The sequence below is a fragment of the Sporolactobacillus terrae genome (genome assembly GCF_019930545.1).
Lineage (GTDB): Bacteria > Bacillota > Bacilli > Bacillales > Sporolactobacillaceae > Sporolactobacillus > Sporolactobacillus terrae.
In genome coordinates, this window is sequence record NZ_CP082837.1 from 2,767,436 (window position 1) to 2,779,798 (window position 12,363).

Consider the following 12,363-nt stretch of genomic DNA (forward strand, 5'->3'; position numbering starts at 1 on the left):
TCACAAGAGTATCCTAATTAGAATGCGATTTTTTCTTTAAGAAATGCTGAAAGATCACTGATCGGAAGCCGTACTTGATCCATCGTGTCGCGGTTCCGTACCGTTACTTTGCCATCTGTTTTTGAGTCAAAATCATAAGTAATGCAGTACGGTGTGCCGATCTCATCTTGACGCCGGTAGCGTTTGCCAATCGATCCAGTTTCGTCGTAATCCACCATGAATGCTTTTGCAAGATCTTGATAAATAGCCATGGCTTCTTCACCAAGCTTCTTCGACAGCGGCAGTACGGCAGCTTTATATGGCGCCAATGCCGGATGGAAATGCAGCACCGTTCGTGTATCTTTATCGCTGATTTTTTCTTCATCATACGCTTCGGCAAGAAACGCAAGCGTGACACGGTCGGCCCCGAGCGACGGTTCAATGACATAAGGAATATACCGCTCATTATTGTTTTGATCAATGTACTGGAGATCTTGACCGGACACTTCCATGTGACGACGCAGATCATAGTCGGTACGCGAGGACAGACTGGACAATTCGCCCCAACCGAATGGGAATAAGTATTCAATATCGGTCGTCGCATTACTGTAATGCGGAAGTTCTTCTTTCTCATGATCGCGCAGACGAATATTTTCCTCTTTTACATTTAAAGACTTCAACCATTCATAGCCGAATGTCCGCCAATATTGGAACCACTTTCTATCTTCGCCAGGTTTGCAGAAAAACTCCAATTCAAGCTGTTCAAATTCGCGGGTACGGAATGTGAAGTTACCTGGTGTAATTTCATTGCGGAACGATTTTCCGACTTGGCCAATCCCAAACGGAATCTTTTTACGCATCGTACGCTGAACATTTTTGAAGTTGACAAAAATACCTTGCGCTGTTTCCGGACGAAGGAAAATTTCATCTTTTGCCGTTTCGGTAACGCCTTGATAGGTTTTAAACATTAGGTTGAACTGACGAATTTCAGTAAACTCATGTGCACCGCAATCCGGGCAAGGAATTTGATGCGCTTCGATCAGCTTTTTCATCGTTTCAAAGGTTAAGCCGTCAACCGGTCCCGGTAATTCCTCCTGGGGAATCGTGCTCTCAATCAACTTATCTGCACGGAATCGCGATTTACATTTTTTACAGTCGATCATTGGGTCGTTAAAGTTGGTGATGTGTCCCGATGCTTCCCAAGTCTTCGGGTTCATCAGGATCGCCGCATCAAGGCCGACATTATAGGGCGATTCCTGAACAAATTTCTTCCACCATGCTTTTTTTACATTGTTTTTGAGTTCAACGCCGATTGGACCATAGTCCCAAGTATTCGCCAAACCTCCATAAATTTCTGAACCCGGGAAAATAATCCCGCGCTGTTTTGCGAGATTCACAATTTGTTCCATTGATTTACTCATGTCTCAAAGCTCCCTTAGTAAAAATAAAATAAGCTTTCATCCACTAGGCTCTTGCCTAGGGACGAAAGCTTTTGTTTGCTCACGCGGTTCCACCCTAATTGGTGCATCGTTGCACCCACTTTTGTTCGATCGCAGCTCAAGAGTGCCTTCCCCAGCTGTCGCAATCAGGCTCCCATCCTCCCTGAATCGCTTCATACGGCATCGCTAGGTACTCTTCTCTTTCATCGCCTAAAGGTATTGATCAATAATTTTCTGATACATAGTATATCCTATTTTCCATTAAAAAGACAGATTTTTACGATTCAATTTTATGATGTGGTTAACTGGCATCCTCCTACTAAGCATCACTTGACCCGATTTCCTCTTTTCATGTTTCGCAAAAAATACGACACCTGCGTATAAAACTTGAAGATGTTCATATACTGTTGATACTTAGGAGGCGAATCTATGAATCTAAAGTCCAATCAAAATGCTAATGTGCGCCGCGCTGTTCACGTCCATTATGAAAATAAAGCAGACCATCACGTTCTAGTACGGGCAATTCGGCAACTATTGCCTCCCACAGGTTCATCACCGATTATTGTCGTCTGTATTGGAACCGATCGTTCTACAGGGGATGCGCTCGGACCACTGGTTGGCTCTTATCTCGAACGTCACCGTCTGCCTGATAGCAAAGTTTATGGGACATTACAGAAACCCGTTCATGCGGTCAATCTGCATGATACGTTGCAAAAGATTCACGCCTCCTACGAGGATCCATTTATCATTGGGATTGATGCTTGTCTTGGAAAACATCATAACATAGGCAACATCACCATTGCGGAGGGTCCGGTGCTTCCTGGAGCAGGTGTAAATAAGGAGTTGCTTCCTGTTGGTGATATGAATATCACCGGGATTGTCAACGTTAGCGGATTCATGGAGTACTCCGTGTTACAAAACACCCGTCTCAACATTGTCATGAATCTCGCCCAAACGATTGGGCGTTGCCTCTCTGTTGCATTGACGTCACGACGCAGGACCCTTCTGTCCAAACTGCTGTTGATGGATTGAACCGGAAGAAAGCATCACGAATGCGAAAGAAAAGTCAGCAAGCAACGTCCTTTTTTGTCGCTCTGAAAAGAGTTCTAATCATCCTTGTGATCAACTAAGTATCTCTGCTTTGATTCTAGACCAAGACACTTCAGTTTGAGACGGAAAAAATCATAAAAAAAACGACTTTTACAGTCGTCCTTCCATAATTTCAATGAGTCGGTATAAGTCTTCTGAAGAATAATAATCCAGTTCAATTTTGCCTTTTCCCTTTTTTAATCCGGGTTTTATTTTCACGGAGGTCCCATATTTTTCTCTTAGTGAAGAAACATGATCCCTTAACTCTGGCGGCATAACCCATTTTTTCTTTTTCGTTGTTTCACGTGGAACATGATGATTTAACTGCTGTACGAGCGTTTCTAACTGACGGACATTGAGCTGTTCTTTTAATACTTTTTGAACAACGGGTTTGATTTGTTTTTTATCTTTAAGTCCAACCAGTGCACGCCCGTGTCCCATCGATAATTTGCCTTGTTTAATAAGGTCAGCCGCATCTGTAGGCAGTTGCAACAAGCGCAAATAGTTTGCTATATGCGGTCTGCTTTTCCCCAGCTTCTTAGCCAACTCATCTTGCGTCATCTTTAATCCGTTCATTAATTTTTTGTACGCAGTAGCTTCTTCCATCGGATTCAGGTTTTCACGCTGCAGATTTTCAATTAAAGCAATTTGCATCATCGCTTCATCAGATAGTTCTTTGACAACTACAGGTACGGTCTTCATCTGAGCTTGTTTGGCTGCACGAAATCTGCGTTCGCCAACAACAATGTCATATCCCTTAATGCTTTTACGCACGACGAGTGGTTGAATGATCCCATGTGCTTTGATCGACTGAGTCAGTTCTTCTAGAGCCTGGGAATCAAAAGTTTTTCGTGGCTGATAAGGATTGGGGCGCATTTCATCCAATTTTATATGTTCAACTGCGTTATCGAGATCTTCGCGAAATGCCGAGGGAAAGAATGCATCCAGTCCTTTTCCTAATGCCTTCGACGTCTTTGGCGTTTTAGGCATTGGTCATCACTTCTTTCGCAAAGTCAAGGTACCCTTCTGCACCTTTTGACCGTGAATCATACATAATAATTGGTTGGCCATGGCTTGGTGCTTCCCCTAATCGCACATTTCGTGGGATTATTGTATTAAATACCCGATCTTGAAAGTATTTTTTTACTTCTTGAATCACTTGAAGTCCAAGATTGGTTCGCGCATCAAGCATGGTCAAGAGTACCCCTTCAATGGCCAAGTGATGGTTCAAATGCTTTTGAACGAGACGAACTGTATTTAATAACTGGCTGAGTCCTTCAAGGGCGTAATATTCGCATTGTACCGGAATGATCACAGCATCCGCCGCAGTTAACGCATTGATCGTTAAGAGACCAAGAGAAGGCGGACAATCAATGACAATGTAATCATAATTATCTTTAATCTTCTCTAGTGCACGCTTTAGTCGCACTTCACGTGAAATCGTGGATACGAGTTCAATTTCGGCACCTGCAAGCTGGATTGCCGAAGGTACAACATCTAAATTATCAACGGCTGAACGATGAATTACCTTTGCTATATCAACCTCATCGACTAAGACATCATAGACACATTCATCAACTTCGCCTTTGTCCACTCCCGATCCGCTTGTGGCATTTCCTTGAGGATCACAGTCGATCATTAAGACTTTGCAGCCAAGCGAAGCCATACATGCGCTCAAGTTCACCGCGGTTGTTGTTTTCCCGACACCGCCCTTTTGGTTGGCGACTGCCAATGTCTTACTCACACTTCCACCTACTCTCACTCTTCAATCACTCTTTATTCTATCATGAATTAATTCAATCGGGCAGTATTCGACCGATTAATCCAAGAGAAAACTTGTTTAATTGCAACGGATTGATTCACCACTTTAAGCGTTGTTACGCTCTGACCACTCGCATGAATAGGACAAGGCCCCGTGGGAGTTCTGCATCTGCCCCTTGGGTTCATGACCTTTATCGTGCGATAAAACCGACACCTATTTTTGCAAAAAAAAGAGCCTTCAAGAATGGCTCCATAAGAAATTTTAATTATTTTTTCTTTGGAATACGGATGGTAAATTGATAGAAATCACCCATATCTTCTTCGTGCGTATCAATATCAAGTCCGGAGTCTGTAACCATGTGAACGGATTGTCGAATCGTATTTACAGCAATACGCGAGTCTCTGCTTAATGCGCGCCGTCTGGCTTTCTTTCCTTCAGCGTCCTTTTTATCTGCTTTTTTCTGCAAATACTGTTTGACCCTTTTTTCTGTTTGCTTTACATTTAATTGTTTTGTGATCAGTTCCTGAAGCATCTTCTCTTGCAGTTCAGGATCTTTCAAAGCGATTAAAGCACGAGCATGACGCTCACTAATCTTTTTTTCAAGTATTGCATTCTGTACGGATGCAGGCAATTTTAATAAGCGTAATTTATTGGCGATCGTAGACTGACCTCTGCCTAACTTTTCCGCCAAACCTTCCTGAGTTAATCCGTTGATCTCAATTAAACGTGCGTAAGCCGCAGCTTCTTCGATTGCGGTCAATTCCTCACGTTGCAAGTTTTCAATGAGTGCAATCGAGGCTGATTGATCGTCACTTAACGGTTTGAGTATGGCAGGAATCGTTTCCCAGCCAAGGTAGGATACCGCCCGCCAGCGCCGTTCTCCAGCAATAATTTCATACCGATCATCCAATGGGCGCACGATGATTGGTTGGATAACTCCATGTTCCTCAATTGTTGCTGCAAGCTCATGCAGCTTCTCCTCATCAAAAATGGAACGAGGCTGATACTGATTGGGTGTGATGGACGAAACCGCAATTTCTTGAACACGTTCCTGTTCTTGAACCTGTTCTTGAAGCTGTTCTGCCTCTTGTGTAACAGCCGTTTCATCCTGATCATTATGAGTAAAAAGTTTGGACAAACGATTTTTCATACTCGCACCACCACCTTTGCTCTAACTTGTACTAGTTTTCTCGCAGCCGCTGATTCCTTTTTACGTTCCACGTGGAACATTTAGAGCGGATCCTTTATCGGTACACCTGGTTTTCTTGGATACTTTCTTGGTGAAGCTTCTTTTTTACCAATAAAGACTAACGAACGTTTTCCGCTCGCTTCGGGAAGTTCTAAGGAAACCATCCGACTCATTTCCCCGCCAAGAATTTTAATTGCATGCTCTGCATGCTCTGCTTCAGCGTCCGCGTTGCTCCCTTTTAAGGCAATGAAGGTCCCGTCCAGATGAACAAGCGGCAGACAGTATTCGGAGAGTACCGATAATTTTGCAACTGCCCGTGCCGTAACAACATCAAAATGTTCCCTCATCTCCGCTTTTCGTGCAAACGTTTCGGCACGATCGTGATGAAGTGAAACATTTTTTAATTCAAGCTCTTCAACAACGGTTTGCAAAAAGGTCAGCCGCTTCTTTAGTGAATCAACAATGGTTAGGCGAAGGCCGGGAAACAGAATTTTCATTGGTATTCCTGGAAATCCTGCGCCTGAGCCGACATCGCAGAGCGTCTGTACCTTGTGCATCGAAAAATAAAAACAAGGGGTGAGCGAGTCAAAAAAATGTTTAATCATAACTTCTTTTTGATCGGTAATTGCTGTCAAGTTCATTTTATCATTCCACTCAACGAGCAGTTCATAGTATCGCTGGAATTGATGGCTTTGCTGCTGCGTTAAATGAATCTCGTTTTGACTCAGCAATTGTTCTAGTCCTGCCATAACATCCTCCCAAATAAAGATCAGCCTGTCCGTCTTGCAAGTTTTCCTTCTTCAAGATAAACGAGCAATATCGCGATGTCGCTTGGATTAACTCCAGACACGCGTGATGCCTGGCCAACGGAAATCGGACGAACGTTCGTTAATTTTTGCTTCGCTTCTGTTGCTAGTCCGTCAATTTTACTGAAATCCAAGTCCTGAGGAATTTTCTTACTCTCCATCCGTTTCATCTTCTCAACTTGTTGCATCTGTTTGTTGATGTACCCTTGATACTTAACCTGAATCTCAACCTGTTCGCCGACTTCAGTCGACATTTTTCCATGCTCCGGAAGCAGACTTGCCACATCCTGATAAGTTAATTCCGGACGCTTCAGCAGTTGTTCAGCCTTTACAGGTTCGCGAAGCGGTGCTGCGCCGCGAGCATTTAAGAGCGCCTGACATGCTTCCGAGGGTTTAACCGACGTCACAGCAAAATACTGACGCTCTTGTTGGATCATCTGCCGCTTTTGTGTGAACCGTGCGTAGCGTTCTTCCGAGATCAAACCAATGTCATGCCCGATCTCTGTCAAGCGGAGATCGGCATTGTCATGGCGCAAAAGTAAACGATACTCAGCACGCGAGGTCAGCAGACGATAAGGCTCTTTCGTCCCCTTTGTAACCAAGTCATCAATCAATACCCCAATATATGCCTCGGAGCGATCGAGAATCAGCGGTTCTTTGCCCATCGCTTTTCGCGCTGCATTAATTCCGCCGATCAGCCCTTGCCCGGCTGCTTCTTCGTAGCCGGAGGTTCCATTAATCTGACCAGCTGTAAACAAACCGCTGACTTTCTTTGTTTCTAATGATGGCCACAGCTGGGTCGGCACAATCGCATCGTACTCAATCGCATAGCCCGGACGCATCATCTCGGCCTTTTCAAGTCCGGGAATCGTTGCCAGCATTTTTCGCTGAATCTCTTCGGGCATACTTGTAGACAGCCCATCCACATACACCTCTTTGGTGGCTTTCCCCTCCGGTTCGAGGAACAGCTGATGCCGGTTTTTATCATTAAAACGAACGATCTTGGTTTCGATAGACGGACAGTATCTTGGGCCGGTACCGACAATTGCTCCGGAGTAGATTGGCGATCGATCCAGACTTTCTTGAATGATTTTATGGGTGTTCAAATTCGTATAGGTCAGCCAACACGGAATCTGATCTTTGATAAATTCTGTGGTGTCATAAGAAAAGGCAAGAGGCGCCTCATCCCCCGGCTGAATTTCAGTCTTCGAATAATCGACTGTTCGCCCATTGACACGCGGCGGCGTCCCTGTTTTAAAACGAACAATATCAAACCCGAGTTCTTTAAGGTGGTCGGATAATTTAATCGAAGCCTGCATATTGTTCGGACCGCTCTCGTATTGCAGCTCGCCAATAATGATTTTTCCCTTTAGATAGACCCCTGTTGTTAAGACCACCGATTTTGCACGGTACGTTGCGCCGGTAGCTACAACGACGCCTTGGCAAATGCCGTCTTCAACAACCAAGTGATCAACCATGCCCTGCCTTAAAGTCAGATTTTCCGTTTCTTCAATCGTTTTCTTCATTTCGCGCTGGTACAATTGCTTGTCCGCTTGCGCCCGCAGCGCGCGAACAGCCGGTCCCTTCCGCGTATTCAGCATGCGCATTTGAATATACGTTTTATCAATATTATGCCCCATCTCACCGCCAAGTGCATCAATCTCACGAACAACGACACCTTTTGCCGGACCGCCGACAGAAGGATTACACGGCATAAACGCAACGCCTTCAAGACTGATTGTCAGCATCAATGTTTTTGCACCCATCCGTGCTGCGGCAAGCCCGGCTTCTACTCCGGCATGCCCTGCGCCAACAACAATAACATCATAGGTTCCGGCTTCATAGGTTTTCATCTTCAATCCTCCATTCTTTGTCACATTCATTTATTTTTAAACGGTCTCAATTATTTTCCTAAGCAAAACTTCGAGAACAATTCATTAATTAAACGATCGGATACCGTATCACCGACAATCTCACCCAGCAGATCCCAAGAACGTTTTATATCAATCTGCGTCATATCAACCGGTATCCCCTGTTCGGCAGCCGCGATTGCATCATTGATTGCCTGATGCGCTTGTTTTAACAGCGCAATGTGCCGCGTATTGGACACATAAGCCTCACCGCCTGAGGCAACGCTATTGCTGAAAAACAAGTTGGCGATCGCTTGCTCAAGTTCTTCCAAACCCTTTTCACTAACCATAGAGGTTTGAAGTATCGGATGATCGCCTGCTAGTGCCTTAACCTCATCAACAGAGGCTTGCTGTGGCAGATCTGCTTTATTCATCAGAATAATTGCCGGGATGCTGACAATGAGTTGAAACAATTGACGATCCTCTTCAGTCAACGGTTCATTACCGTTGATCAGCAGCAGCACAAGCTCTGCCGATTTCAGTAATTCTTTTGATCGCGATACACCGATTTTTTCTACAACGTCTTCCGTATCGCGAATTCCGGCCGTATCAACAAGTTTCAATGGTACGCCGCGCACATTAACATACTCTTCAATGACATCTCGCGTTGTCCCCGGAACATTGGTTACAATCGCTTTAGATTCGTGAACAAGCTGGTTGAGCAGTGACGATTTACCGACATTCGGTCTGCCGACAATGACTGTTGAAAGTCCTTCGCGCAGGATCTTCCCTTGCCGTGCGGTGGCAAGGACACGCTCCAGCTCCTTACGCACCGCTGTACCCTTTTCAATCAGGAGTTGATTGGTCATCACTTCCGCATCGTCATACTCCGGATAGTCGATATTCACCTCAACTGCTGCAAGGATGTCGAGTAGCTGCTGTCTGAGTTGGCGTACGAGCTGAGACAGCTTCCCCTCCATTTGCCCGATTGCGACATTCATCGCCTGATCGGTTTTCGCGCGAATCAGATCCATAACCGCCTCGGCTTGAGACAAGTCGATCCGTCCATTCAGGAAGGCGCGTTTCGTGAATTCACCCGGCTCAGCCAGTCGCACATCCTGATCCAAAATTAGTTCAAGCACCCGGTTCACACTGGTCAGCCCGCCATGGCAATTGATTTCAACCACATCTTCTCGCGTGAATGTCTTCGGTTTCCGCATCACAGACACCATAACTTCTTCAACCGTCCGGCCAGTTTCGGGATCGACAATTTTTCCATAGTGAATCGTGTGACTGTCCACCTCAACAAGACGCCTTCTTCCGTGAAACAGGCGATCCGCGACATGCACGGCTTCCGGCCCGCTCAGGCGCACAATGCTGATTGCCCCTTCACCGATTGGTGTGGAAATGGCTGCAATTGTATCGTAATCCAATTTTATCACTCCTTTCCGTTTCCGTCCTTTATTGATTGACCGTTTATTGTACTACAGTTAGTGTAGCCCTGCTGCGCTCTGCGCGATCTGTATCGAACAAAGCAGTCTCCAAACACAGTCCGTCTATATGAAACGGCACTCCTTCACCATGCATGAAGAAGCACAACGATTCTCTTAATTTTGTACAAACTTTTTCAAACACTATCATACATTATTTTTCCGTCAAATGAAAAACCTTAACAAGCTGATGCATCGCTTTTTACAAAAACGCAACGCCTCCACGAAAAAAAGCGCGCGAGCTGCGTGCTTTTTCATTTCATCTATTCATGAACGACGCGGGGCTATCGTTAGATAACGTTTAGGTTCTTCCCCATTAGAAAACGTTTGGATCTTAGGATTGTTTGCCAAGGCTTGGTGAACAATTTTACGTTCAAATGCGGGCATCGCTTCCAAGCGATGCGGGTGATTGGTGCGCAACGTCTTCTCAGCCATGCGCTTTGCGAGCGTAACCAGCGCCTGCTTGCGCGTCTCTCGATAATGCTCCGCATCCAAAATGAACGTGACATGCTGCTTCGCTTCTTTTGCCGCAACATGATCCGCCAACGTTTGAAGCGCATTTAACGTTGCTCCATGCTTGCCAATCAATTGCGCAGCATCCTTACCGACCAGTGCACATCGACACACCTGTGTGCCGCGTTCAATGACTTGAATTTTGACGGTTAGGCCGCTTTTATTGATCACTTCCGTTAGATAATCAATCCCATAATCAAAGGGCGTCTTTGTTAGGGTAACCTTCACCAGCGCTTTGCGGGCGCCGATACCAAGAAATCCTTTTCTCGGTTGCTCAACGACGTCGCAAGTGACTTGATCTGATGTTGCATTTAATTCTTTGAGGGCGAAGGACACCGCTTCGGCAACCGTTTTACCATACTTGGTAACTTCCCTCACTTCTGCTTGGCGCCTCCTGCAACTTTACTGTCTTTATTGTCATCCTGCTTTTCATAGATAATATAGGTTTGGAAAATCATGAAAATGTTTCCGACCACCCAGTACAGAGCAAGCGCGGATGGGAAATAAAACGCCGGAATCGCAATCATAATTGGGAAGACATACATCATCATCGCCATTTGCGGATTGGTGTTGCCCATTCGTCCCATCATGATCTTCTGCTGCAGGAATGTTGTTGCTGCGGCTACGATCGGCAGAATATATAGATGATCCGCCGTTCCAAGCTGGAACCATAGGAAGGACTGCTCGCTAATTTGTTCTGTTCTCATGATCGCCTGATAAAAGGCAAACAGGATCGGCATCTGAATTAAGATCGGAAAACACCCCGCCAAAGGATTGACGTTATGCTCCTGAAAAAGCTTCATCTGTTCTTCTTGAAGCTTCTTCTGCGTGTTCTGATCTTTTGAACTGTATTTTTCTTGTAATGCTTTAATTTTCGGCTGCAATTGCTGCATTGCCTGAGAGCTTTTTACCTGTTTGGCCATCAGCGGCAACAAAACAAGTCGTACAATTATCGTTGTAATGATGATCGCCAGACCGTAGCTGTTCCAAAACAGATGCGCTACAGAGATGATGAACTTAGACAGCGGCAAAACGAACCACTGACTCCAAAAACCGGTACTGCTGTCATTGATCGGCTTGTTTAAATCGGTACAACCTGCAAGCAGTGCAGCCATCAGCACCAGGGAACTTACAGCGAATAACTTTTTCTTCAAAACTCTACCTCCTCGATCAATCCGAACGATGCCTCGACATGCCCGTCTTTTTATGGGTGCACTTTTCAGGTACGGGATCATACCCGCCCGGATGAAAAGGCTGACATTTTACTAAACGCTTGATCGTCAGCCACCCTCCTTTTATCATGCCAAAGCGCGTTAATGCTTCAACGGCATAGTGCGAGCAAGTCGGATAAAACCGGCAGGTCGGTGGAGTAAAAGGAGAAATGAACTTTTGGTACAAGCGTATGATAAAAATGAATACATGTTTCATAGTTGCGGAATTTTGCGGGAGTCATGCAGAACACGTGCTTTCTTCAGCACATGAACCAGGCTTTTCCGCATCTCCTGATGGGTCATCGTGCTTACCGGCTTACGAGAAATAATGATGTAGTCATTCCCCACTTCAAGCCTGTCCGCAAACTCGCGAAAAATTTCTTTTATATACCGTTTAATATGATTTCGCATCACGGCATTGCCCATCTTTTTGCTTACAGACAGACCCAGCCTTGAATAAGGCTTGCCATTCTGCTTGCGTACATAAACGACAAATTGCCGATTGGCAAACGACTTTCCTTCTTGAAAGACGATTTGAAACTCATGATTTTTCTTTAATCGTTTTAACATCTTCATTTGTCCCTCCAATGGGACGTTCCTGCTTAAAATTAATTGTAATGATCAAACCCCAGACGCGCTCGTAAATCTGACGCATCATCCAAGCTTGAATTTAGTCAATGATACTCTTTCAGTATAAAGAAAAAGATCGGAATGACAAGGCTGTCCAATGAAAAAATGCTCGCGCAGCAAACGTGCTGATGCGCACATCATTCATTTTCTCCCCCACCCGACCTATGATTCTCAATTCTGCCGCCATTTAATCATCAAATCAATAAACCTTGCATCCTGCAATGGCCTATATCTCTTGTTCATTGATCCGCCATGTTCCCGATATCAATCGGCCAGCAGGACTCTTATCGAGCAAGAAAAACCGGGCAAAAAGCGCCCGGTCCTCAATCTCCAACCATGTGTGATGGACTCGTGTCTTTTCGGTGCTGAATCATCGCTTCGGTTGCTCGCTGGCACGCTGTTCCC

12 protein-coding genes are annotated in these 12,363 nt (G+C 45.2%); 1 reads left to right on the plus strand and 11 read right to left on the minus strand.

Annotated elements, in window-relative coordinates:
- Window positions 1–17: 17 nt before the first annotated feature.
- Window positions 18–1,400, minus strand: coding sequence for a glycine--tRNA ligase (locus K7399_RS13180; protein WP_028978127.1), 1,383 nt, complete (start codon window positions 1,398–1,400; stop codon window positions 18–20).
- A 447-nt stretch (window positions 1,401–1,847) separates the two neighbouring features.
- On the opposite strand from K7399_RS13180, the gene yyaC reads away from it, so the two are divergent.
- Window positions 1,848–2,450 carry a spore protease YyaC gene (gene yyaC / locus K7399_RS13185; protein WP_028978128.1) on the plus strand — a complete coding sequence of 201 codons (603 nt, stop codon included), beginning with the start codon at window positions 1,848–1,850 and terminating at the stop codon, window positions 2,448–2,450.
- Window positions 2,451–2,618: 168 nt separating this feature from the next.
- Here the strand turns inward: yyaC and K7399_RS13190 are convergent, their stop codons facing one another.
- From K7399_RS13190 to rnpA, 10 genes are all read right to left on the minus strand, one after another.
- Window positions 2,619–3,497 carry a ParB/RepB/Spo0J family partition protein gene (locus K7399_RS13190; RefSeq protein ID WP_028978129.1) on the minus strand — a complete coding sequence of 293 codons (879 nt, stop codon included), beginning with the start codon at window positions 3,495–3,497 and terminating at the stop codon, window positions 2,619–2,621.
- Window positions 3,490–4,251 carry a ParA family protein gene (locus K7399_RS13195; protein WP_028978130.1) on the minus strand — a complete coding sequence of 254 codons (762 nt, stop codon included), beginning with the start codon at window positions 4,249–4,251 and terminating at the stop codon, window positions 3,490–3,492. The genes K7399_RS13190 and K7399_RS13195 overlap by 8 nt, the downstream gene beginning before the upstream one ends.
- Before the next feature lie 283 nt (window positions 4,252–4,534).
- Window positions 4,535–5,419, minus strand: coding sequence for a nucleoid occlusion protein (gene noc / locus K7399_RS13200; RefSeq protein ID WP_028978131.1), 885 nt, complete (start codon window positions 5,417–5,419; stop codon window positions 4,535–4,537).
- Window positions 5,420–5,499: 80 nt separating this feature from the next.
- Window positions 5,500–6,207 (minus strand): 16S rRNA (guanine(527)-N(7))-methyltransferase RsmG, encoded by a 708-nt coding sequence (rsmG, locus tag K7399_RS13205; protein WP_028978132.1) that lies wholly within the window; start codon window positions 6,205–6,207, stop codon window positions 5,500–5,502.
- 20 nt (window positions 6,208–6,227) lie between these two features.
- On the minus strand, window positions 6,228–8,117 hold the full coding sequence (gene mnmG / locus K7399_RS13210; protein ID WP_028978133.1) for a tRNA uridine-5-carboxymethylaminomethyl(34) synthesis enzyme MnmG: 1,890 nt from the start codon (window positions 8,115–8,117) through the stop codon (window positions 6,228–6,230).
- Window positions 8,118–8,167: 50 nt separating this feature from the next.
- On the minus strand, window positions 8,168–9,547 hold the full coding sequence (gene mnmE, locus K7399_RS13215; protein ID WP_028978134.1) for a tRNA uridine-5-carboxymethylaminomethyl(34) synthesis GTPase MnmE: 1,380 nt from the start codon (window positions 9,545–9,547) through the stop codon (window positions 8,168–8,170).
- Between the two features lie 324 nt (window positions 9,548–9,871).
- Entirely contained in the window at window positions 9,872–10,495 is a 624-nt protein-coding gene (gene jag / locus K7399_RS13220) for an RNA-binding cell elongation regulator Jag/EloR (RefSeq protein ID WP_028978135.1), read from the minus strand.
- Window positions 10,492–11,271 carry a membrane protein insertase YidC gene (gene yidC / locus K7399_RS13225; protein WP_028978136.1) on the minus strand — a complete coding sequence of 260 codons (780 nt, stop codon included), beginning with the start codon at window positions 11,269–11,271 and terminating at the stop codon, window positions 10,492–10,494. Before yidC ends, jag begins: the two co-directional genes overlap by 4 nt.
- Before the next feature lie 16 nt (window positions 11,272–11,287).
- Complete coding sequence (gene yidD / locus K7399_RS13230; RefSeq protein ID WP_081788032.1) at window positions 11,288–11,545, minus strand: membrane protein insertion efficiency factor YidD; 258 nt, start codon at window positions 11,543–11,545, stop codon at window positions 11,288–11,290.
- Window positions 11,542–11,904: a ribonuclease P protein component gene (rnpA, locus tag K7399_RS13235; protein ID WP_028978137.1), complete on the minus strand. Its 363-nt coding sequence runs from the start codon at window positions 11,902–11,904 to the stop codon at window positions 11,542–11,544. The genes yidD and rnpA overlap by 4 nt, the downstream gene beginning before the upstream one ends.
- Window positions 11,905–12,363 lie beyond the last annotated feature (459 nt).

Bases quoted from the DNA above. Each gene is read 5' to 3' on its own strand.
- yyaC (WP_028978128.1), top strand. From the start codon at position 1,848: ATGAATCTAAAGTCCAATCAAAATGCTAATGTGCGCCGCGCTGTTCAC.
- yidD (WP_081788032.1), bottom strand. From the start codon at position 11,545: ATGAAACATGTATTCATTTTTATCATACGCTTGTACCAAAAGTTCATT.
- K7399_RS13190 (WP_028978129.1), bottom strand. From the start codon at position 3,497: ATGCCTAAAACGCCAAAGACGTCGAAGGCATTAGGAAAAGGACTGGAT.
- rnpA (WP_028978137.1), bottom strand. From the start codon at position 11,904: ATGAAGATGTTAAAACGATTAAAGAAAAATCATGAGTTTCAAATCGTC.
- mnmG (WP_028978133.1), bottom strand. From the start codon at position 8,117: ATGAAAACCTATGAAGCCGGAACCTATGATGTTATTGTTGTTGGCGCA.
- rsmG (WP_028978132.1), bottom strand. From the start codon at position 6,207: ATGGCAGGACTAGAACAATTGCTGAGTCAAAACGAGATTCATTTAACG.
- K7399_RS13180 (WP_028978127.1), bottom strand. From the start codon at position 1,400: ATGAGTAAATCAATGGAACAAATTGTGAATCTCGCAAAACAGCGCGGG.
- noc (WP_028978131.1), bottom strand. From the start codon at position 5,419: ATGAAAAATCGTTTGTCCAAACTTTTTACTCATAATGATCAGGATGAA.